The sequence below is a fragment of the Streptomyces saintjeani genome, assembly GCF_055409605.1.
Map to the genome: position 1 here is coordinate 8,441,021 of NZ_CP189624.1, position 20,442 is coordinate 8,461,462.

The window sequence follows — 20,442 nt, forward strand, 5'->3', positions numbered from 1 at the left end:
ACGTGCGCCGACACGGTCCAGGCTATCCGCCGAGGGGACGCCACAGGGAAAATTGTCCGAAAAGCAGACCTCTCCTCCCCAACGCCACGAAAGCCACACGACTGGGCGTCCGCCTCGTGACTACCGCCCCCGTGACGGGATTTCCACACACGTTCGGCCGAACGTGTACAGCTGTCCGATGCCTCCTTGTTCGAATTGCAGAGGTGTGTTCCACGCCACTACGTTGTCGAACATGCTGACGATCGGTTTGAACGGAAACTTCTCCCCCGAGAACTCCGATATCGTGCCCGGTCTGCGCGAGTACATGTACCACGACGCCGCTGCCGCCCTCGTCCAGGACGGCGTGCTGATCGCGGCGGTCGAGGAGGAACGGCTCAACCGGATCAAACACACAACCAAATTCCCCGGCAACGCCGTTCGGGCCTGCCTGGAGATCGCCGGGGCGACCCCGGCCGACATCGACGGGGTCGGCTACTACTTTCCCGAGCAGTACCTCGACCTGATGCTCAACGGCCTCTACGCCGACCACCCCGCCGTCCCCCTGCGCTATTCGCGCCGGCTCATCAAGGACCGCCTCAAGGAGGCCCTGGCCTGGGACCTTCCCGACGAGAAGCTGTTCCACGCCTCGCACCACCGCGCCCACGCCGTCTCCGGCCTCGTGCGCTCCGGGATGTCGGAGGCCCTCGTCGTCGTCCTCGACGGCATGGGCGAGGATTCCTCCGGGACCGTGTTCGGCGCCACCGGCGGCGAGTTGGAGATCCTCACCAAGTTCGCGATGCACAAATCGCTGGGCCTCCTCTACCTGAATGCCACGAGACACCTGGGATTCAGGTTCGGCGACGAGTACAAGGTGATGGGACTCGCGCCGTACGGAGACCCCGCCGTATACCGGCCGGTGTTCGACTCGATGTACACGCTCGGACCGGACGGCGATTACGAATTCCCGCCGCACGCCCTCGCCTTCGAATACGTCAGCAACACGTTCTTCTCCTGCGGAATGCCGCCCCGGCGCTCGACCGAACCGCTGGAACAGCACCACAAGGATTTCGCCGCCGGACTCCAGGAAATGCTGGAGCGGATCGTCCTGCACGTGCTGACGCACTGGCGCCGCACCACCCGGCACACCAAGCTCGTGCTCAGCGGCGGCGTCGCCCACAACTGCAGCCTCAACGGCGCCGTCCTGCGCTCGGGCCTGTTCACCGAGATGTTCGTGCACCCCGCTTCCCACGACGCGGGCACCGCCGAAGGCGCCGCGCTGCTCGCGCAGGAGGCGCTGTCCGGGACGGTACGCCTCAAGGAGCGGATGCGCGGCGCGAGCCTCGGGCCCGGCCTCGGCAGCGCGGACGCCGTCGAGGAGACGGTCCGGGCGTGGAGCGGGCTCGTGGAGTACGAGCGGCCCGCCGACATCGTCGAGACCACCGCCCGCCTGCTCGCCGAGGGCGCCGTCGTCGGATGGGCGTACGGGCGCTCGGAGTTCGGGCCCCGCGCACTCGGCCACCGCAGCATCCTCGCCGACCCGCGCCCCGCCGGGAACCGCACCCGGATCAACGCGATGATCAAGAAACGGGAGAGCTTCAGGCCGTTCGCGCCGATGGTCGTCCCCGAGGCCGCCGACACGTACTTCGACCTCACCGACACCACCGCGCACCACGACTTCATGTCGTACGTCGTGAGCGTGCGCCCCGAACACCGCGAGCACCTCGGCGCGGTCACCCACGTCGACGGCACGGCCCGCGTCCAGATCGTCGACCCCGAGGCGAACGCGCGCGTCCATCGCCTGATCAGCCGCTTCGGCGCGCTCACGGGGACGCCGGTGCTGCTCAACACGTCGATGAACAACAACGCCGAGCCGATCGTGCAGAGCGTGCGGGACGTGCTGACGTGTCTGCTGACGACCGAGCTGGACTGCGCCGTCGTCGACGACCTCCTGGTCCGCAGACGCCCGGGGTTCATGGCCGGCCTCGACGACCTCGTCCTGACGTTCCGCCCGGTGACCAGGCTGGTCAGGACGGTGGCGGAGGGCGCCGTCAGTCACGAGATCCTCCTCGACTACGCCACCGGACCCCGGGCCGCCGTGTCCCCCGAGCTGTTCGCGGTGCTGGAGAAGGCGGACGGCACGAGCCCGGTCGGGCCGCTCACCGACGAGACCCGGTCCGAACTGCACGCTCTGTGGCAGCAACGATTCTTCACCCTCGCCCCGGCCTCCCCGAAGACACCGGCCTCCCCGAAGACACCGGCCTCCTGAACGACACCCGAAAGGCAACCGCATGCGCAACGCCGAGTACCTGGAGCTGGTGAGGACCCCCGAGGACCGGGAGCACCACTACGCCCGCGTCGTCGACCGGTACTACGAACAGGTCACCGACGTCTGCCGGGACGTCTGGTCCGACTCCTTCCACCTCGCCTGGTTCACCGAGGGCCAGCAGCTCCACGACGCCCAGCACACGATGCAGCGCTGGCTCGCCGACCAGGGACGCTTCACCGCCGGCGACCGCCTCCTCGACGTCGGCTGCGGCATCGGCGGCCCCGCCGCGACCGTCGCCGAGCACACCGGGGCCGAGGTGACCGGCGTCAACATCTGCGGTCACCAGGTACGCGTGGCCCGCTCGCTGCACGCCGACACCGAGCGGCTCACGTTCGTCGAGGCCGACGCGATGAACCTGCCTTTCGGCGCGGGGGAGTTCGACGGCGTCTTCTCCATCGAGGCGCTCTGCTACGCGCCGGACAAGCGGCAGGTGTACGCCGGGATCGCGAAGGTGCTGCGGCCCGGCGGGGCCTTCGTCGGCGCGGACTGGTTCTGCGCCGACGGTCTCTCCGAGGCGGAGCACGCGCGCTGGGTGGAGCCGATGTGCCAGGGCTTCGCGATCCCGCACGTCATCCCGTTCGGCGAGCTGAAGGGGTACCTGGAGGAGGCCGGGTTCGAGGTCGAGTCGGTGTCCCGGTACGACGACCACGGCGACATCGGGCCCAACTGGGCGCCTGCCGAGCCGGGTTCGGACCCGGCGGGGGACGAGCGGCCGGACCTGACGGCGGACGGGTTCGAGAACCTGCTCGCGCGGTCGCTGCCCGCGCTGCGGGACGGGTGCGTGGAGGGGAAGGTGATCATGGGGTGCTGGGTGGCGCGGAAACGTACGGACGAAGGCGCCGGTCCACGTGAGTACGACCGTGCGGGCGCACAAGCCCCGGCACCCGCCCGCGCCGACACGGCCCCCCGAGCATGACCACCCCCGTACGAGTCGCCCCCGCCCCCGGCGCGCTCCCCGTCCTCGGCCACGCGCTCCCCCTCGGCAGACACCCCCTCGCCTTCCTCGCGTCCCTGCCCGCGCACGGCGACCTCGTCCGGATCAAGCTCGGCCCGGTGCCCTTCCACGTGCTGTGCGATCCCGACCTGGTGCATCAGGTGCTGGTCGACGACCGGACGTACGACAAGGGCGGCGCGATCTTCGACCTCGTACGGACGGTCGCCGGGAACGGCCTCGCGACCTGTCCGTACAAGGACCACCGGCGCCAGCGCAGGCTGCTCCAGCCCGCCTTCCACCGCGAACGCCTGCCCGGCTACGCGAAGGTGATGTCCTCGGAGATCACCGCGATGCTCCAGGGCTGGACCGAGGGCCGTGAACTCGACGTCCTCGCCACGATGAACGAACTCACCGCGAACCTCGCGACCCGCACGCTGTTCGCCGCCGAACTCGACGACGAGACGTTCGGGGAGCTGCGGCTGTGCATGCACGACGTGATGACCGGCATGATGCGCCGGATGCTGCTGCCCTGGTCGGTCCTGAACCGGCTGCCGACGCCGGGCAACCGCCGTTTCGTCAGGGCCCGTTCACGCCTGCGGCAGTACGTCGCGCAGCTCACCGACGACTACCGGCGCGCGGGCGTCGACCACGGCGACCTGCTGTCGATCCTGCTCGCGGTCCGCGACGACGACGGGAACGGCCTCACCGAGGACGAACTCCACGACCAGGTCTTCACGTTCTACCTCGGCGGCAGCGAGACCACCGCTCCCCTGCTGTCCTGGGCGCTGTACCTGCTCGGCCGGCACCCCGCCGTCCGGGAGGAGTTGCACGCCGAGGTGGACTCCGTCCTCGCCGGACGGGTCGCCGTGCACGACGACGTCCCGCGCCTGGACGTGACCCGCAGGGTCGTCATGGAGACGCTGCGCCTGTACCCGCCGGGCTGGCTGTTCACCCGAGTCACCACCAGGGCAGCCGAGTTGGCGGGCCACCGGCTCCCGGCCGGCTCGATCGTCATCTACAGCCCGCACATCGTGCACCACCGCGCCGACCTCTTCCCCGACCCCGAACGCTTCGACCCCGACCGCTGGCGCGAGGGCGAAGGACGGCCGCCGCGCGGGGTGTTCACGCCGTTCGGCAGCGGCGCCCGCAAGTGCATCGGGGAGGTCTTCGCCCTCACGGAGGCGACCCTCGCGCTCGCGTCGATCGTGGCCCGCTGGCAACTCGACCCGCTGCCGGGGGCACACGCACGGATGACACCCCGGCTCTCCTCCACGCCGCGCTCGCTGCCGATGTCCCTGCGGGAGCGGCCGGGGAAAAGGGAGCAGCCGGGGAAGAGGGAGCAGCCGGGGAACGCCGAGCGGCCGGGCAGCCGCGATCCGTCGGCATACGCGGACCCGAGGTGATCCGTACGCCGCCCCCGGCCCCCGACCCCCTCACCCCCCTCCGCTCACCACTCCACCGGCATCCGCCGCACCCCCCTCAGCGACATCCGCGTCTTCCACTCCACGTCCCCCGCCAGACGCAGCCCCGGCAACCCCAACAGCAGTCCCCGCAACGCCTCTTGGATCTCCAGCCGGGCCAACGCCGAGCCGGGGCAGTAGTGGACGCCGTACCCGAACGCCACATGCTGGTTCCCCGTCCGGCCGAGGTCGAGGAGGCCGGGCTCGGCGAACCGCCGCGCGTCCCGGTTCGCCGACCCGACCGAGACGACCACCGGCTCGCCCTCAAGGACCAGCGTCCCGCCGACCCGGACGTCCTCGGTGGCCCAGCGGGCGGCGAGCGCGCCGGTGCGCAGCGGGACGTACCGGAGCAACTCCTCGACGGCGGACGGGATCAGCGAGGGGTCCTCACGCAACCGCCGCAGCTGGTCGGGGTGCTGGAGGAGCGTGTACAGGAAATTCGGCACCGAGGTTGCCGTCGTCTCGTGGCCCGCGATCAGCAGCCCCACGCACTGCTCGAACAACTCCGCCTCGGACAACCGGTCTTCGTCGTCCCGCGCCGCGATCAGCGCCGACATCAGATCGTCCCCCGGCCGCTCCCGGCGTTCGGCGACGAGGCCGGACATGTAGGCGTGGAAGTCCCGGCGGCTGGCCTCGGCCTCCCGTGCGCCGACCGCGCTCGACACCGTGTTCTCGCTCCAGGTACGGAACAGATGCTGGTCGGCCTCGGGCACGCCGAGCATCCGGCAGATCACCGTGACGGGGAGCGGCAGCGCGAGGGACTCCACGAGGTCGGCGGGCGGACCGGCGGCGACCATGCCGGCGAGCAGACGCTCCGTCAACTCCCGTACCTGGGGCCGCATCCGCTCGATGCGCTGCACGGTGAACGCCTTCGACAGGAGCCGCCGCAACCGGGTGTGGTCCGGCGGGTCCATGGCCATCATCCCCTGGTTGACCTGGAGTTCGGCCTCGCGGGGTTCGTCGTTGACGGCGCAGGCGGCGCGGCTGAAGCGGGGATCGCCCAGGACGGTGCGGACGTCCGCGTACCGGGTGGCGAGCCACGCCGGTGTGCCGTACGGCAGCCGTACGCGCCGCAGCCCGTCGTCCGCGAGCGCCTCCTCGTACAGGTCGGACAGTTCCAGGCTGTGCCCTTCGTTGAAGGGGTAGTCGAGGGGCTCGGGCATCGGGACCTCTTTCGCGTGGGTGACGGGACGTTCCCCGCTCGCGCGCCGCCCGCCCTCCGCGAAGTACCCATACGGCGTCAGCATTTCCCTCGAACGGTGCCTCTCCCGGCGGGAAGCGTTTCGTGCGAGGGCCGACGGAAACAGAGTTCAGGCACCCGAGGAGGACCAGATGACGACAGACCCCGTGACGACCCCCGCCCCCGTGGCCGAGGAGGTCGGCCTGATGTACGACCGCATGACCCTGCTCGCCGCCGACCTCGTCGGGGGCGACGGCTTCAACGCCCACCTCGGGTACTGGGACACCCCGGACAGCGCGCTCACCTACGGCGAGGCCGCCGACCGGCTCACCGACGTCATGACCGACCGCCTGCGCATCGGTGCCGGATCCCGGCTGTTGGACGTCGGCTGCGGGGTGGGCGCCCCGGCGCTGCGGATCGCGCGCCGGACCGGTGCGGAGGTCGTCGGCATCTCGGTCAGCGGCGAACAGGTCGCCCGCGCCCGGCAGTTGGCCGCCCAGCTCCCGGGTCAGGTCGCCTTCGAGCAGGCGGACGCCATGCGACTGCCCTACGGCGACGACTCGTTCGACGCGGCCTTCGCCCTCGAATCCATGCCGCACATGCCCGACCGGCCGCACGTCCTGCGGGAGGTGAGGCGCGTCCTGCGTCCCGGCGGGCGGGTCGTCCTCACCGACTTCTTCCGCCGTCCCGCACCCTCGGACGGAGCCCGCGCCCTGCACGAGACGATGGGCTCGACCAGCGCGCGACTCGACGACTATCCGGCCCTTCTGCGGTCGGCGGGACTGGAGTTCGTGGAGATGCTGGACATCACCGACGAGACCGTCCCCCGGTCGTTCACCGAACTCGCCGAACGCGCACGGGCGTTGGACATCCCGCCCGACGACACCGAAGCCCGCTGCTACTTCGACCCGCAAGCCGTGATCGACCCCGCCCTGCTCGGCTACCTCCTGGTCGTCGCCCGGCACCCCCGCGCATGACCGCCGTGACCCGACTCCCCTTCGAACAAGGGGACCCGCTACGGATGGCGGCCCGGCTGCGCGAACTCCAGGACCGGGGAACGGTGCACCGGGTCCGTACGGCGATGGGCGACCCGGCCTGGCTGGTCACCGGCCACGAGCACGTCCGGAACCTGCTGGACGACGACCGGCTCGGCCGCACCCACCCCACCCCCGAGACCGCCGCGCGCACGGACGAGACCGTCTTCAACGGCCTGCTCGGCGACTTCGCCACCGAGGCCGCCGACCACGCCCGCATCCGCTCCCTGCTGCGCCCGCACTTCTCCCCCCGGATCATGAGGGACCTCACACCCCGCGTCGAGACCCTGACCGCGCGACTGCTGGACGACCTCGCCGAACACGGCCCCCCGGCCGACCTGCACGCCACACTCGCCGTCCCGCTGCCGGTCCTCGTCATCTGCGAACTCCTCGGCGTCCCCTACGAGGACCGCGACCGCTTCCGCGCCTGGACCGACGACGCCGCCACCCTCGGCGACCCGGCGAGATGCGAGCGAGGGATGCTCGAACTCTTCGGGTACGGCCGCGAGTTGGTCGCTCGCAAGCGTGCCGGACCCGGCGACGACGTGATCTCCCGGCTGGTCGCGACCGGGGGCGTCCCGGACGACGAGATCGCCGGGCTGTCGATGGCCCTGCTGTTCGCCGGGCACGAGACGACGGTCGTCCATATCGGCCTGGGCGTCCTGCTGTTGCTGACGAACCCGGAGCAGTGGCGGGCGCTGGTGGACGATCCCTCGCTGATCCCCGGCGCGGTCGAGGAACTGCTCCGCGCCTCGACGAAGGGGACGGGCGGCGGCATTCCCCGGTACGCGCGCGAGGACCTGGACATCGACGGGACGACCGTCCGCGCCGGTGACCTCGTCCTGCTCGCCAACAGCGCGGCCAACCATGACCCCTGCGTCTTTCCGGACCCGCACCGGCTCGACATCACGCGCCGGGCGGCGGGGCACGTCACGTTCGGGTACGGGGGCCGGTACTGTCAGGGGGCACCGCTGGCGCGGATCGAACTCGGCGTGGTGCTGGGGCAGTTGGCGAGGCGGTTCCCGACACTGGAACTGGCCGTGGAACCAGCTGAGTTGACGATGCGTCAGAACGCCTTGACCGGCGGACTGGCCGAACTGCCGGTGCGGTGGTGACGGGCGTGGCGCTTCTCCTCGGACGCCGGCATCTGAAGCTGTTCCGGCACGGCGCGGGGGCGACACCCACCACCTTCGACGGAGTGACCCCCCTGCCCCACCCCGACGGCTGGTTCTGCCTCGCTCTCAGCCACGAGATCCGCCCCGGCGCCCTCCTCACCCGCCGCCTCGCGGACGCGGACGTCGTCCTCGCCCGAGGCGCGAGCGGCGTCCTGCGCGCCCTGCACCCCCACTGCCCCCACCTCGGCGCGCACCTCGGCGTCCTGGGCGAAGTCTCCGGCGACGAGATCACCTGCGGATTCCACCGGTTCACGTTCAGCCTCGACGGCCCCTGCCTGCGCACCTCGTACCAACACCCCGCGCCCCGCGCCACGCTCGGTACGCTGCACGTGCGCGAGACCGGCGGCCTCGTCCTCGTGTGGCACGGCCAGGAACCCCCGTCCTGGGAACCCCCGGCGATCCCGGCCGCCGGCTGGCAGCGCCCGCGCGGGACGATGTACGAGGTCGCGAGCCACCCGCAGCAGATGACCGAGAACGTCATCGACTTCGGCCACCTGGAACAGCTCCACGGCGCGACCCTCGCGAGGACACCGGACGTGGCGTTCGACGGCCCCAGCTGCACGGGCGGATTCCAGGTCGTCAGCACGCTCCCGCGCATCGGACGGGTCGAGACGGAGTACACGTTCGCCGTCCACGGCCTCGGCCTGACCGTCATCGAATGCGCCCTGCCCTTCGGCGCCGCCCGCACCAGGTTCTTCGCCCTGCCCACCCCGGTCGGCCCCTGGCGGACCCAGTTCCGGTTCGCGGCGACGGCGACGACCGGCTCGCACGGCCCGCTGGGCACCCTGGGCGCGCGCCTCCTGCGGGAGGTCTTCTACGCCGTCCACGCCACCGGCAGCCTCCCGGACCTGCCGGTGTGGCAGTACCAGGCGTACCAGCGCACGCCGCGCCTGTCGGCCGGGGACGGCCCGATCGGCAGGTACCGGAAGTGGGCCGAGCAGTTCTATCCCGCCGAGCGGTCCCGTACCGCCGAGCGGTCCCGCACCGAGGAGCGTTAGGAGCACCCATGCCGTTCACGACATGTATCAGCGTCCGGGACACCGCCGCCAGCATCGCCTTCTACGAGTCCCTCGGATTCCAGGTGGACTCCACGATCGCGCGCCCCGGCGACGACGTCCATCTCCTGCTGCGCCAGGGCGAGTTCTGCGGCCTGCTCTACAGCAACGCCGACCTCAAGGAGTGGCTGCCCCCGCTCGCCGAGCAGCCCATCGGCCTCGCCGGGATGCTCTATCTGACCGTCGACGACTTCGACGCCTTCCACGACCGCGTCGCCCGCAAGGCCGAGATCCTCAAAGGGCCGTTGACGGACGACGTGGGCCAACGGGTCTTCTACTTCCGGGACATCGACGGGTACGTCATCGGTATCCACGACAACGCGGCTTTCCGGGCGAGTGAGTTGGCCGGCGAGTTGGCCAGGAACCTCACAGCAGGCAGGCCATCAGACTCCGCGTCTCCACATTGACGTAATACCCCATCCGCATCAGCCGGTTGAGCAACCCCAACGTCATCCAACGGTAGTTGGGCGGCGCCTCGACCGTCAGGCCGTCGGGGACCCGGACGACGAGGTGCCGCGTGTCGGCGTTCTGGAAACGCCCCCCGTCCTCGGACTGCACACTGTCGAGGACCGTCCACGACGGATCGCGGTCCAACAGCTCGGCCAGCGGCGGCAGATCCCCCAGCCCCCGATACGTGCCCGGCGTCAGCTGGACCGTCGGGGCCAGCTCCACCCGGTCCGTGGCACCCGGCTGGGCCATCGCCTGGACCAGGAACTGGAGTGTCCCGTCGCGGAGCTGGCAGACGAACGCGGCGACGTTGCCGGGGTTGGGCCGCAGCATCGGCTGTGTCCAGGAGGTCACCTCGCGGCTGGTCGCCCCGACGGACAGGCCGACGATCTGGAAGTAACGGCCCTCCTCGTGCCGGACGCTGTGCCCGTCGCAGATCCAGCCCGGCATGTCACGCAGGCTGATACGCCGCACGTCCAGGTCGAACCGCGCCTTCTGGTCGATGAGCCAGGTCATCGCCGCCGCGACGTCACCGTCCGAGGTCTGCCGCTGATGGGACCCGACGATCCCCGTGTCGGGCGGGGCGGCGGGGTCCGCGTAGGTGACGGCGGACAGGACGGTCCGCGCGTTCATGTTCACCCGGTCGCCCAGCGCGAGCATCCCCCGCAGCTGCCCCAGCGTCAGCCAGGTGAACTCCTCCCCGACCGGCACCTCTTCGTGCTCCGGGATCTCCACGATCATGTTCCGGTTCCTCTTGTAGAGGTACCAGGAGGAATGCTCGGACAGGAGCTGGTCGAAGACGACGGCGCGCGAGCCGGGGCGCAGGAAGTAGTCCAGGTAGGGCGTCGCCCTCCCGCCGTGCACCCGCTCGTAGTTGCTGGGCGTCGCCTGCACGGTCGCGGAGTACTGGACCAGCGCCGTGTTGCCGGGCTCCATCTTGGCCTGCATCAGGAAGTGGTGGACGCCGTCGATGCGCTTGACCAGGATGCCGAGGATCCCGATGTCGGGCTGCACGATGACCGGCTGGCACCACCGGGGCGTCGTACCGAAGGTCGTGCGCACGGACAGCCCCTCGACCGTGAAGAACCGGCCCGAGACATGGCCGAGTCGATGGCCGAGGCGCCAGTTCGTGAGGGAGTCCAGCGGGACCTGTTCCACCCGGAACGCGGACGCGGCGGCGCGTTCGCGCAGGAAGGCTTCCGGGTCCGGCGTCAGCGAGGTCTCGGCCGTACGCGCCGAGGACAGGAAGTCCCGGGCGCCGCTGATCAGAACCGACATGTCAACTCCCGTGCCATCAGGGCGAATCCGGCGGCCGGGGGCAGCGGCTCGAAGTCGACGAGGGAGCGCAGCAGCGACACGTCCACGATCAGATCGCCGGTGTCGGTCCCGGCGCTCGGCCCCGCCTCGACGGGGATGTGCCGCTCCGTCGCGGCGGACACCAGGTCGACCACCTCGGCGACCGAACACCCCACGCCGGAGCCGATGTTGACGGTCCCCGGCAGCTCCCCGCGCAGGGCGAGCAGTCCGAGGACGGCCTGGACGAGGTCGTCCACGTGCAGGAAGTCCCGACGCTGTGCACCGGTCCCGTGCAGCACGAACGCCTTCCCGGTCAGCGCGCAGCGGAACGCCGCCGACACCACGCCCTGCCCCCGCTCCTGAGGCAGCAGACGGCCGTACACGTTGGAACAGCGCAGCGCGGTCGCCGACAGGCCGTGCACCCGGCGGTAGAAGTCGAGGTACTCCTCGGCCGCCAGCCGCGACATGCCGTACGGGGAGACGGGGCGCGCGGGATGGGACTCGGTGCGCGGTCCGGGGCCCGGCGCGTAGACGCCGCCCGCCGAGGAGAGGAACACGACGCGGGTGGCGGGGCTGAGGGTGCGGACCGTCTCGCAGACGGTGACGATCAGCGACAGGGTCTCCACGACGTCGGCCTCCGGCTCGTCCGCCGACGGAACCGGGAAGCGGCCCCCGGCGGCGATGACGACCGAGTCGACACCCCGGGCGAGGACAGCAGGCAACTCCTCGGCCCCGTCGCCCCGCACGAACCGCAGCGGGTCCCGCCCGCGCAGCGCGTACGGATCGGAACGCCCGATCACGGTGACGTCCCACTCCCGGTCCACCGCCCCGAAGGCGAGCGCGCTGCCCAGGAATCCGGCGCCTACGACGGCGACCCGCGTGAGTGAAGTCATGGTCATCCGGTCCTCTCCTCGACCCACCCATCCGTTGTCCGTTCGGAGCGCGGGGACCCCGCGGGAGCGCGCGGGTTAACCCAGGTGCCGTAGCCGAGAGCCCGATGTGAACTCGATCGGCCTATACGGATGTACGACCGGACCCGGCCCCGGGAAGGCTGGCGGCACCCCCGCACCCCCTTGGAGCCCCGCATGCGCGTAGTCCTGGCGGTCCTGCCCGTGAAAGCGCACCTCAACGCGGTGATCCCGCTCGCCTGGGCCCTGCGCGCCGCCGGACACGAGGTCGTGGTCACCGGCGACTGGGGCCCGGAGCGCGAGGCGGCCCGGCACATCGAGGAGGCGGGCCTCACCGCCGTACCGCTCGGCGGCGAGGGCGACATCTCGCCCGTACGCCCCGGCGCCCACAACGAGTCCGGCTTCCTGGCCCTGGACCCCGACTCCGACGACCCCCGGGAGTGGGACCGCTTCCACGAAGCGCTGCGGTTCCTGTGCACGGAGGTGTACGCGCCGGACGTCCCCCTCGGCGAACGGCACGGCCTGCTGCGGAAACTCGTCGCGTTCACCGGCGCCTGGCGGCCCGACCTCGTCCTGTGGGACATGCTCATGTTCCCCGCGCCGGTCGCCGCCCGCCTCTGCGGCGCCGCCCACGGCCGGCTGGTCTGGGGCACGGACACCGTCGCCCTGCTCCGCGACCGCCTCCTCGAAGCGGACCCGGCGACCGACCCCGGCGCCGACTGGCTCGGCCGGCTGCTCGCCCCGTACGGCCTGGAGTTCACCGCCGCGACCCTGCTCGGGGACTGGTCCGTCGACCTGAACCGCCCCCACCCGTACCCCGCGCACGGCACGACCGTCCCCGTCCGCCGCATCCCCTACGGCGGACCCGCCGAACTCGCCCCCTGGCTCCACGAACCCCCGGCCCGCCCCCGGGTCGTCCTCACCCTCGGCATGACCCGGCAGGAGATCCGCTGCCACGAGAGAGCGTTCCCGCTCGGCGACTTCCTGCGCGCTTCCTCGGACCTCGACATCGACCTCCTCGTCACCCTGACGACCGACCAGCTCTCCGACCTCGCCCCGTACCCCGCCAACGTCCGGCCCGTCGGATACGTTCCCTTCGACCACCTTCTTCCGTCCTGCTCCGCGATCGTCCACCAGGGCGGGCGCGGCACCTTCGCCACGGCCGCCGCCTGCCGGGTCCCGCAGATCGTCGTACCGCAGCCCCTGTGGGACGAGGTGGCCACCGCGCGCCAGGTCACCGCGTACGGCGCCGGACTCGCGCTCGACCTGGCCGGGCTCGACGGGGAGGCCCTGCGCAAGGCGCTCGTGCGCGTCCTCGAAGAACCCGGCTTCCGGGAGGGGGCCGAGCTGCTGTACGACGATCTGACCGCCGACCCGCCGCCGACGTCCTGCGTGCCCCGCCTGGAGGAGCTGACCGCGCTCCACCGCGCCTCATGACCGGCGCCCACTACCTCGTCTGCCCGGCGGGCATCCCCAACTACGGCGACGAGGTCATCGCCGCGACCTGGCTGCGCCACCTCGCCGGGACGGCCCCCGGGACCGACGTCGTCGTCGACTGCCTCTACCCCGGGACCGCCGCCGCCCACCTCGACGGCATCCATCCGCGTGCCCGCTTCACGAACACGCTGTGGAACCTGTGCCTGCGCCTGTGGCCCGAGGACGATCCGGCCGTCGTCTGCGCGTGCGTGACGGACGCGGTACGGGACCCGGGCCTCACGGACCTGTACGGGGCTCAGGTGATCCACCTCGCGGGCGGCGGCTACCTCAACGCGATCTGGCCGTACTTCGCCGGGCTTCCGGCGGGCATCGCCACCGTCGCGGAGGTGAGCGGGGCGCGGACGGCGGCGACCGGGCAGGGGCTGTGGCCGCCGGCCGACGACAGCGGGCTGACCCGGTCCTTCCTCGACCGCTTCGACGTCGTCGACGTACGGGACCCGGCGTCCGCCGAGTTCGCCGGGCTCGCGCCCAACGGGGCTTACTGCGACGACGTGTTCCTTGCCCCGGGGCCCCAACTCCTGCGTACGGACGAGGAGGTGCCGGAGGTCATGGTGAGCGTCCAGTCGCTGCTGGCCGACAACTCGCCCGAGGACACGGCCCGTTACGTCGCCGAGGTGTTGCGCGCGTGGGGTGCCACGGACGTCGGGCTGCTGGAGTGCTCGCCGGAGAAGGACCGGGACGTGCTCGACGCCGTCGCGAAGGAGGTGCCCGGGGTGCGCCGGTACGGCCTCGACGACGTCCTCGCGAACGGGCTGCCCGCGCGGGCCGGTCAGCGGTGGCTCGGGACGCGGTTCCATCCGCATCTGGTGGCTGCTGCCGCAGGTGCGTACGGGGTGGGGCTGGTCGTGGGGGACGGGTACTACGGGACCAAGCATCAGTCGTTGATCGACGCCGGGTCGGGGTGGGGGCTGGTGCGCGCGCCCGAGATCCCTCCGCCGCCCGACTCCGGTGGTTTCGGCGGGGATCGGCTGGCGGAACTGCGTGCCGCCAAGCTGGCCGTCGCCGAGCGCGTGTACGGACGGGGCTGACGATGGACCTCCTGCTCATCGGCCTCTCCGCGTTCGCCCGGCGCAGGGTGCTGCCCGCCGCCGCGAACCTGCCGGGCATCACGGCCGTCGACATCGCCAGCCGCCACGCGACGCCGGACGACGTGGACGGGCTGCCCAAGTCGCGGGCGCTGTACGGGGATTGGCGCAAGGCCCTTGCGGAGTGCCCGCCGGGGCTGGCGTACGTGTCGCTCGTCAACGCCGAGCACGCCGAAGCCGTACGGGAAGCGCTGGAGCGGGGCTGGCACGTCGTCGTCGACAAGCCCGCGCTCTACGACCCTTACGGCGTCGCGGAGTTGGTGGAGCTGGCGCGGCGGTCGTCGCTCGTGCTGGCCGAGGCGACCTGTTACGCGTTCCACCCGATGTTCTCCGTCGTCCGGGAGTTCGCGGCGGACGCGACCAAGGCGGTGGCCGTCTTCACGCCGCCGGTGCCGGCGGGGGACTTCCGGCACGATGCCGTGCGCGGTGGCGGGGCGCTGCTCGACACCGGGCCCTATCTCGCGTCTCTGGGACGGGTGTTGTGGGGGCTGGAGCCGCAGGAGCTGAGCGTCGTGGTGGGGGACCGGGCGGGGGACGGGGCGGTGTTGTCGTACAGCGTGCTCGGCCGGTACGCGGGCGGGCGGACCCTCGTCGGGCACTTCGGGTTCACCAGCGTCTACCGGAACACGCTCCAACTCCTCAGTGCGCGGGCGGCAGTTGACGTCGAGCGGCCCTTCTCGATGCCGCCGGGACCGGAGACGGCGGTCTCGGTGCGGGACGGTGACGGGGAACGGGTGCTGCGGGTGCCGCCCGCCGACAGCATGGCGCTGTTCCTGGACGCGGTCCTGGGCGCCGTCCGCACGGGGTCCAGGGAGTTCGACGCTGCCGTGCTGAGCGACGCGCGTGCGCTTGAGCGGCTCGTGCGCGCCGCCGTGCTCTAGGGCCGGTAGTTGGGCGGGTAGACCTTGAAGCCCGGGTCGGCGCTGGCGGGCCAGTCGCAGTACCGGGTGTGCGCGTTGAAGTCCAGGCCCGCCGGACAGGAGTGGACCACGGCCACCCCCGCGTTGCACTCGACGTACAACTGCGTGCTTTCGGGGTGGGAGTAGTTGGCGTCCGGGGCGCCGTAGCAGTAGTCGCTCGGCAGCGCGGACGACGGCGAGGCGGCTCCCAGTACGAACGCGAGGGCGCCGGCCGTCGCGGCGACTGTGGCACAGAAGGCACGGATCTTCATGCCGGGACAACGAACCGCCCGCACCGGGCGACACGCCCTTTGCGGCTGTGCGAATCCTGTGTCTGCTCCTGTCGATCGGCAGGCAATGAAATTCCCCGCACAGGTTGAAAAGCGTCCCCCGTAATTAAAGTGCCGTCCTCCAGACGATGAGAATTCTCTTGGAGGGTGCTGATTCGGGAGGGTCGGCGTGGCGCGTGACGAACACTGCTGTGCATGGCTACGACAGTCCCCGCGCCGACCGCGCCCTCATGGCGAGCTCCCTGGCGCTCCCCCTCCGACCAGCCCGCCTACGCGCGACCGGCGCTGCTGGGCCTCCTCGCGCTCGCCGCCGTGCTCTACACGTGGGGAATCGACCACAGTTCGTACCACGCGTTCTACGCCGACGCCGCGCGCAGCATGTCGGAGAACTGGAAAGCGTTCTTCTACGGCTCTTTCGACCCCGGGAATTCGATCACGCTCGACAAACTCCCCGGATTCCTCTGGCCACAGGCGCTGTCCGCACGCGTCTTCGGATTCCATCCGTGGGCGCTGGTCCTTCCCCAGGTGATCGAGGGCATGGCGAGCGTGCTCGTGCTGCACCGGCTCGTCTCCCGCTGGGCGGGCGCGAACGCGGCACTCGTCGCCTGCGCGGCCTTCCTGCTGACGCCGGTCTCGGTCGGGTTGTTCCGTACGGCTGTCGAGGACCCGGCGTTCACGCTGTGCGTGCTGCTCGCGGCGGAGGCGACGCAGCGGGCCGCGCGGGACGGGCGGGTGCGGACGCTGGTCGTCGCGGGGGTGTGGGTCGGGGTCGGGTTCCAGAGCAAGATGCTGGAGGCGTGGGCGGTGCTGCCCGCGCTGGCCGTCGTGTATCTGGTGTCGGCGCCGATTCCCTTGCGGCGCAGGGTCGTTCACCTCGGGGTGTCCGGCGTGGTGATGGCCGCCGTGTCGCTGTCGTGGATGGTGGCGGTGACGTTGGTGCCGGCGAAGGACCGGCCCTATGTGGACGGGACGACCGACAACTCCGCGTTCAGCATGGTGGTCGGGTACAACTTCCTGAACCGGTTCTCCTCGTTGGGGGTCAGTGCGGCCTCTACGGGGAGTGTGAGCGGGACTCAGGGGGGTGGGCATCGGGAGGGGGGTGCTCGGCGGGGCGATGAGGCAATGGCGTCTGCGGGTGCGCGTGCAGATGCCGGTGCTTTCGGCGGTGGCGCTCAGGGGAGGGGGCAGGGGCAGGGCCCGGGTCAGGGGCAGGACGGCTGGGCGAAGATGTTCGGGACCTCGCTCGCCTCGCAGACCGGGTGGCTGTATCCGTTCGCCGCCGTGTGTGCCGTGTGCGGGCTGGTGTGGAGCCGGCGACGGCCGCGTACCGACGGGCTGCGTGCCGGGTTCCTGCTCTGGGGGACCTGGCTGGCGACGTTCTTCCTGGTCTTCAGCGCGGGGAGCGTGGGGGGCCACACGTACTACATGGGCGTGATCGCGGTACCGCTGGCCGCGTTGACGGGCGGCGGGACCGTCGTGATGTGGCGGGCGTACCGGGCCGGTGGGCGGCGGGCCTGGGCGCTGCCGGGGGCGGTGGCGGCCACGACGGTGTGGAGTACGTATCTCGCGGGGGAGTTCAGCTCGTTCCTGCCGTGGCTGGCGCCGGTCGTGGCGATGCTGGGTGCGGCGGCCGTCCTCCTGCTGGCGGTGGCGCGTCCTGGTGGGAGGCCGGGGAGGTTCGGGGGGCTGTCGAGTGTGCGGTTCGGCGGGCGCCTCGCTCTCGCCGGGCTCGCCACCGCCCTCGCCGCCGTACTGATCGCGCCGGGCGCGTGGGTGGCGCAGGTGTTCAACCCCTCGTACCGCAGTACCGGTATGGGTGCGGTGGGGCCGTCCGACACGCGGGGTGGACGCGGGGCGGCGGGGACCTTCGTGTCGGCGGGCGGCCGGACGGACCGGCTGCGGTGGGGCGGAGGTGGACGTACGGGTGGGCGTACGGGCGGACTGATGGAGGACGCCGGACGTGCCGGAGGTACCGGCTTCTCCTTCGGCGGCTTCGGGTCGAACGGTGGACTCGCCGCCTCCCAGCGGGAGTTGCTCGCCTACACGACCGCCCGTCAGGGCTCCGCGTCGTACGTCTTCGCCACCACGAACTGGAGCACCGCGTCCCCGTACATCCTCGCCACCGGCGCCCACGTCCTGCCGGTCGGCGGGTTCAGCGGCCGGGTGCCGTTCCCGACCGAGGCGGGGTTCGAGCGGCTCGTCGGGGCGGGTGAGCTGAGGTACGTCCTGGTGGGCGGCGGTCGAGGCTTTGGCGGGGCCGGGTCCGGTACGACGAGCGCCACCCGGATCACCACGTGGGTACGGTCCGCCTGCACCCCCGTACCGGCCTCCGCCTACGGGGGCACGGACACCGGTGAGACGCTGTACCGCTGCGGCGACTGAGGCCGGGCCAGGGCGAGTTCAGGTGGCCGGCATCCCGCCGTCGAGTTCGTCGACGGCGCGGTTGACGAGGGCGGGGGCGCCGCGCCGTACGCTCGCCAACTCGGCGTCGGTGATTCCGAGTCGGCGGGCTGTCAGGGTGTGATGGGCCCACTCGTACCGGCACCGCCGCCGCCAGGCGACGCGCAGGACGGCGAGTTCGGGAGCGTGCCCCGGTGGACGAGGGGAGCGCTGAAGCCGAGGAACGCCTTCGCGGCGACGTAGTGCGCCATGAACGGCTGGCCCGAATGCGCGCTGGACGACGAGACGTTGACGAGCACGGACACCGGCCCGAACCGCTCCTGTACGGCGTCCATCGCCAAGGGTGTCGCCGAGGTCCGCAAGGCCGTCCGTCATCAGATCAAGTACGGCGCGCAGCGGACGGGGGGATCACGGAGAAGGTGGTGTTCGTGATGAAGGGCGGGACGGTCCACCGGGACGACGCGTGACGTGCCGCCGGGACCCGGGAGCTGGCCCATCACGTCATCGCAGGGAGCGCGCCTCCGTCAGGAACGTGTCCAGGACGCCGTCCGCGACCCGTACCGGGCCCTGTGGGCGGGTCTCGCCGGGGATCGTCTGGATGGCGCCGGCGCGCGTGGCGAGGCTGGACGCCTCGGTGAACAGGCGTTGCGCTTCAGGCTCGTTGCCGGAGAGGCGGGCCGTCAGTGCGTCCAGGGTTCGTTCGAAGGCCGGGCCCCAGAGGCGGAGGGCGTTCAGCCAAGGGGTGCAGTCGGCGACAAAACCCGGGTCTGTCACGCCTGTTGTGATGCGGTCCGGGGTGGCGGTGAGGAGTCGGGCGTACGGGCGGAGGCTGCGCAGGGCGGAGCCCTTGGCACCGGATGCCCAGGTTGCGCGGAACTCGCCCAGTCTTGCCGCCAGTTGGGGGGCTTGGGGTTGCCAGGGTGACGCGCCGAACGTTGGCGCCAGGTGTTCTACGTCGAAGAACGCCAGCAGCGCCTCGACGGTCGTCGGGTCGTTGCCCGACAGGTAGGACGCCGCTGCCCGCCACGCTCGTTGGGCGTCGTACGCCGTGTCGTTCCAGGCGAAGTCGGCGCCCCCGAAGAGAGCCACCTTGCTGGCCGCCGCCTGGTTCATGGGGTTGAGGACCAGGCCCGAGAGCTGGGCGTGCAGGCCCGGTTCGCGCGCGGAGTAGGGAGCCAGGAGGAGGCGGCCCTCCGCCTGGCCGTAGTCGTTGACGGGGTAGTTGTCCCACAGGAACACCTTGCGGCCCCACACCGCCGCCGCGCGCGACGCGTCCTGGACGGTGATGCGGGGCGGGACGGTGTCGGTGCCCGTCCACATCACCTCGACGCGGGGGTCCAGTTGCTCGCGGATCGTCTTCTTGTAGGGGGTGTCCGTGACGTCCCCGTACTCGGTCGGGACCATCTGGAGCGGTTGGGTTCCGGGGCGGGTGGCGAGGAACTGCCGTTGCAGGGAGTTGAGCAGACCGGCCTGCGCCTGCGCCGCCGACTGCTGCGAGGGCGCTCCGTACGCCGTCCGGTCGGCCGTGCAGTTCCAGCGCGTGTAGCTGATGTCGTCGAGCGGGACGGAGAAACTGCGCACTCCGAGGTCGTACACGGCCTGGAGCTTGGCCTCCAGGGCCGTGCGGTCGGCGGCCGAGCTGTAGCAGATGGAGACGCCGGGGGAGAGGGCGAAGGTGAAGCGGACATGGTGGTCGGTTGCCTGGCGTACCAACTCGCCGAGCTGGGCGAGGAGTTGGGGAGGGTACGGGTCGCGCCAGCGCTCGCGGTGGTACGGGTCGTCCTTCGGGGCGTACAGGTACGTGTTCATCTTCAGCGCGCCGTAGAAGGCGAGTTGGTCGAGGCGCTCCGCGTGGGTCCAGGGACTGCCGTAGAAGCCCTCGATCGCGCCGCGCAGCGCCATGAGCGGATGGTCGACGACGGAGACGGCCGCGAGGCTTGTGTCGGAGGCGAGTTGGCGCAGGGTCTGCGCGGCGTAGTACATGCCGCTCGCGTCGGCGCCCGCGAGGACCACCGAACCGCCGCCGGGCGCCGCGCGGGAGGCGAGCGCGTAGCCCTCGGCGGGGAGGGTGGTCGGGACCTGTCCGCCGGCCGCGCGCAGGGCGTCGGCGATCCGGGTGTCCTGGATGCCGCCGATCACCACGGTGAGGTCGGCCGGGTCAACTCCCGTTGCGGGCAAGGGGGCTTCGTCGATGTCCGTGGCGCCTGCGGCGCGGAGGGTGGAGACGACGAGGTCGTGGGTGGGGCGGTCCTGTTGTCCGGCGGTGCGGATGTGGACCCGGGGCGGGACGGTGAGGGGGGTGCCGTTCGCTGCCAACTGCTGGGGTTGCGGGGTGACTTGGGGGAGTGCGGGATCGGTTGCGGACGCGGTGTTGGTCGGGGGCGTCGGCGAGGGCGTGGTGTCGGTCGCGGGTGGGGGCGTGGCGAACACGCAGGACACGACGAGCGCGGCGACGGTCAGCCTGAGGCCCATGTCGT

Annotated in this window: 18 protein-coding genes; 11 read left to right on the top strand and 7 right to left on the bottom strand. The window is 71.5% G+C overall.

The features are described from left to right. The first annotated feature begins 232 nt into the window (after positions 1-232). From ACQCO7_RS37715 to ACQCO7_RS37725, 3 genes are read left to right on the top strand one after another with little or no spacing between them, the layout of a single operon-like run. Complete coding sequence (locus ACQCO7_RS37715) at positions 233-2,245, top strand: carbamoyltransferase family protein (protein ID WP_464076018.1); 2,013 nt, start codon at positions 233-235, stop codon at positions 2,243-2,245. A gap of 22 nt (positions 2,246-2,267) precedes the next feature. Next, positions 2,268-3,221: an SAM-dependent methyltransferase gene (locus tag ACQCO7_RS37720; protein WP_464076019.1), complete on the top strand. Its 954-nt coding sequence runs from the start codon at positions 2,268-2,270 to the stop codon at positions 3,219-3,221. Then, positions 3,218-4,642, top strand: a complete 1,425-nt coding sequence (locus tag ACQCO7_RS37725; RefSeq protein ID WP_464076020.1) for a cytochrome P450 — start codon at positions 3,218-3,220, stop codon at positions 4,640-4,642. The genes ACQCO7_RS37720 and ACQCO7_RS37725 overlap by 4 nt, the downstream gene beginning before the upstream one ends. Positions 4,643-4,686: 44 nt before the next feature. Here ACQCO7_RS37725 and ACQCO7_RS37730 read toward each other — a convergent pair whose 3' ends face one another. Continuing rightward, entirely contained in the window at positions 4,687-5,862 is a 1,176-nt protein-coding gene (locus ACQCO7_RS37730) for a cytochrome P450 (protein ID WP_464077393.1), read from the bottom strand. 169 nt (positions 5,863-6,031) lie between these two features. Between ACQCO7_RS37730 and ACQCO7_RS37735 the strand changes: the two genes are divergently transcribed. From ACQCO7_RS37735 to ACQCO7_RS37750, 4 genes are read left to right on the top strand one after another with little or no spacing between them, the layout of a single operon-like run. Continuing rightward, positions 6,032-6,856 carry a class I SAM-dependent methyltransferase gene (locus tag ACQCO7_RS37735; RefSeq protein ID WP_464076021.1) on the top strand — a complete coding sequence of 275 codons (825 nt, stop codon included), beginning with the start codon at positions 6,032-6,034 and terminating at the stop codon, positions 6,854-6,856. Next, positions 6,853-8,028, top strand: coding sequence for a cytochrome P450 (locus ACQCO7_RS37740; protein WP_464076022.1), 1,176 nt, complete (start codon positions 6,853-6,855; stop codon positions 8,026-8,028). Before ACQCO7_RS37735 ends, ACQCO7_RS37740 begins: the two co-directional genes overlap by 4 nt. A 5-nt stretch (positions 8,029-8,033) precedes the next feature. Next, a complete protein-coding gene (locus tag ACQCO7_RS37745; RefSeq protein ID WP_464076023.1) occupies positions 8,034-9,086 on the top strand; it encodes a Rieske 2Fe-2S domain-containing protein in 1,053 nt (350 codons plus the stop codon). A gap of 8 nt (positions 9,087-9,094) precedes the next feature. Further along, the gene (locus ACQCO7_RS37750) at positions 9,095-9,550 is read left to right on the top strand and encodes a VOC family protein (protein ID WP_464076024.1); all 456 of its coding nucleotides are present in this window, start codon (positions 9,095-9,097) and stop codon (positions 9,548-9,550) included. Here ACQCO7_RS37750 and ACQCO7_RS37755 read toward each other — a convergent pair. Together ACQCO7_RS37755 and ACQCO7_RS37760 are read right to left on the bottom strand one after the other, a co-directional pair. Then, positions 9,510-10,868, bottom strand: coding sequence for an NDP-hexose 2,3-dehydratase family protein (locus ACQCO7_RS37755; RefSeq protein WP_464076025.1), 1,359 nt, complete (start codon positions 10,866-10,868; stop codon positions 9,510-9,512). The two genes, ACQCO7_RS37750 and ACQCO7_RS37755, sit on opposite strands and share 41 nt — an antisense overlap. Further along, positions 10,856-11,785: an NAD-dependent epimerase/dehydratase family protein gene (locus ACQCO7_RS37760; RefSeq protein WP_464076026.1), complete on the bottom strand. Its 930-nt coding sequence runs from the start codon at positions 11,783-11,785 to the stop codon at positions 10,856-10,858. The genes ACQCO7_RS37755 and ACQCO7_RS37760 overlap by 13 nt, the downstream gene beginning before the upstream one ends. 186 nt (positions 11,786-11,971) lie before the next feature. On the opposite strand from ACQCO7_RS37760, the gene ACQCO7_RS37765 reads away from it, so the two are divergent. Genes ACQCO7_RS37765 through ACQCO7_RS37775 form a run of 3 tightly spaced genes read left to right on the top strand, consistent with a single transcriptional unit; the run spans position 11,972 to position 15,257 of the window. Continuing rightward, on the top strand, positions 11,972-13,231 hold the full coding sequence (locus ACQCO7_RS37765; protein WP_464076027.1) for a nucleotide disphospho-sugar-binding domain-containing protein: 1,260 nt from the start codon (positions 11,972-11,974) through the stop codon (positions 13,229-13,231). Next, positions 13,228-14,319 (top strand): polysaccharide pyruvyl transferase family protein, encoded by a 1,092-nt coding sequence (locus ACQCO7_RS37770; protein WP_464076028.1) that lies wholly within the window; start codon positions 13,228-13,230, stop codon positions 14,317-14,319. The genes ACQCO7_RS37765 and ACQCO7_RS37770 overlap by 4 nt, the downstream gene beginning before the upstream one ends. Positions 14,320-14,321: 2 nt before the next feature. After that, entirely contained in the window at positions 14,322-15,257 is a 936-nt protein-coding gene (locus ACQCO7_RS37775) for a Gfo/Idh/MocA family protein (RefSeq protein ID WP_464076029.1), read from the top strand. Here ACQCO7_RS37775 and ACQCO7_RS37780 read toward each other — a convergent pair. Further along, on the bottom strand, positions 15,254-15,547 hold the full coding sequence (locus ACQCO7_RS37780) for a carbohydrate-binding module family 14 protein (protein WP_464076030.1): 294 nt from the start codon (positions 15,545-15,547) through the stop codon (positions 15,254-15,256). The two genes, ACQCO7_RS37775 and ACQCO7_RS37780, sit on opposite strands and share 4 nt — an antisense overlap. A gap of 213 nt (positions 15,548-15,760) precedes the next feature. Here ACQCO7_RS37780 and ACQCO7_RS37785 point away from each other — a divergent pair, with 213 nt between their 5' ends. After that, on the top strand, positions 15,761-17,947 hold the full coding sequence (locus ACQCO7_RS37785) for an ArnT family glycosyltransferase (protein WP_464076031.1): 2,187 nt from the start codon (positions 15,761-15,763) through the stop codon (positions 17,945-17,947). 18 nt (positions 17,948-17,965) lie between these two features. On the opposite strand, the gene ACQCO7_RS37790 is transcribed toward ACQCO7_RS37785, so the two are convergent. The 3 genes from ACQCO7_RS37790 to ACQCO7_RS37800 all read right to left on the bottom strand — a co-directional run bounded on the left by ACQCO7_RS37790 (position 17,966) and on the right by ACQCO7_RS37800 (position 20,437). Next, the gene (locus tag ACQCO7_RS37790; RefSeq protein WP_464077394.1) at positions 17,966-18,133 is read right to left on the bottom strand and encodes a carboxymuconolactone decarboxylase family protein; all 168 of its coding nucleotides are present in this window, start codon (positions 18,131-18,133) and stop codon (positions 17,966-17,968) included. Then, positions 18,079-18,300, bottom strand: a complete 222-nt coding sequence (locus ACQCO7_RS37795) for a hypothetical protein (protein ID WP_464077451.1) — start codon at positions 18,298-18,300, stop codon at positions 18,079-18,081. The genes ACQCO7_RS37790 and ACQCO7_RS37795 overlap by 55 nt, the downstream gene beginning before the upstream one ends. A gap of 166 nt (positions 18,301-18,466) precedes the next feature. Further along, complete coding sequence (locus tag ACQCO7_RS37800) at positions 18,467-20,437, bottom strand: beta-N-acetylhexosaminidase family protein (RefSeq protein WP_464076032.1); 1,971 nt, start codon at positions 20,435-20,437, stop codon at positions 18,467-18,469. Positions 20,438-20,442 lie beyond the last annotated feature (5 nt).

Excerpts from the sequence above, each read along its gene's own strand:
- ACQCO7_RS37800 (WP_464076032.1), bottom strand. The coding sequence starts at position 20,437 with ATGGGCCTCAGGCTGACCGTCGCCGCGCTCGTCGTGTCCTGCGTGTTC.
- ACQCO7_RS37730 (WP_464077393.1), bottom strand. The coding sequence starts at position 5,862 with ATGCCCGAGCCCCTCGACTACCCCTTCAACGAAGGGCACAGCCTGGAA.
- ACQCO7_RS37715 (WP_464076018.1), top strand. The coding sequence starts at position 233 with ATGCTGACGATCGGTTTGAACGGAAACTTCTCCCCCGAGAACTCCGAT.
- ACQCO7_RS37740 (WP_464076022.1), top strand. The coding sequence starts at position 6,853 with ATGACCGCCGTGACCCGACTCCCCTTCGAACAAGGGGACCCGCTACGG.
- ACQCO7_RS37760 (WP_464076026.1), bottom strand. The coding sequence starts at position 11,785 with ATGACCATGACTTCACTCACGCGGGTCGCCGTCGTAGGCGCCGGATTC.
- ACQCO7_RS37795 (WP_464077451.1), bottom strand. The coding sequence starts at position 18,300 with ATGGACGCCGTACAGGAGCGGTTCGGGCCGGTGTCCGTGCTCGTCAAC.
- ACQCO7_RS37770 (WP_464076028.1), top strand. The coding sequence starts at position 13,228 with ATGACCGGCGCCCACTACCTCGTCTGCCCGGCGGGCATCCCCAACTAC.
- ACQCO7_RS37780 (WP_464076030.1), bottom strand. The coding sequence starts at position 15,547 with ATGAAGATCCGTGCCTTCTGTGCCACAGTCGCCGCGACGGCCGGCGCC.
- ACQCO7_RS37750 (WP_464076024.1), top strand. The coding sequence starts at position 9,095 with ATGCCGTTCACGACATGTATCAGCGTCCGGGACACCGCCGCCAGCATC.
- ACQCO7_RS37775 (WP_464076029.1), top strand. The coding sequence starts at position 14,322 with ATGGACCTCCTGCTCATCGGCCTCTCCGCGTTCGCCCGGCGCAGGGTG.
- ACQCO7_RS37725 (WP_464076020.1), top strand. The coding sequence starts at position 3,218 with ATGACCACCCCCGTACGAGTCGCCCCCGCCCCCGGCGCGCTCCCCGTC.
- ACQCO7_RS37785 (WP_464076031.1), top strand. The coding sequence starts at position 15,761 with ATGGCTACGACAGTCCCCGCGCCGACCGCGCCCTCATGGCGAGCTCCC.
- ACQCO7_RS37720 (WP_464076019.1), top strand. The coding sequence starts at position 2,268 with ATGCGCAACGCCGAGTACCTGGAGCTGGTGAGGACCCCCGAGGACCGG.
- ACQCO7_RS37735 (WP_464076021.1), top strand. The coding sequence starts at position 6,032 with ATGACGACAGACCCCGTGACGACCCCCGCCCCCGTGGCCGAGGAGGTC.
- ACQCO7_RS37765 (WP_464076027.1), top strand. The coding sequence starts at position 11,972 with ATGCGCGTAGTCCTGGCGGTCCTGCCCGTGAAAGCGCACCTCAACGCG.
- ACQCO7_RS37755 (WP_464076025.1), bottom strand. The coding sequence starts at position 10,868 with ATGTCGGTTCTGATCAGCGGCGCCCGGGACTTCCTGTCCTCGGCGCGT.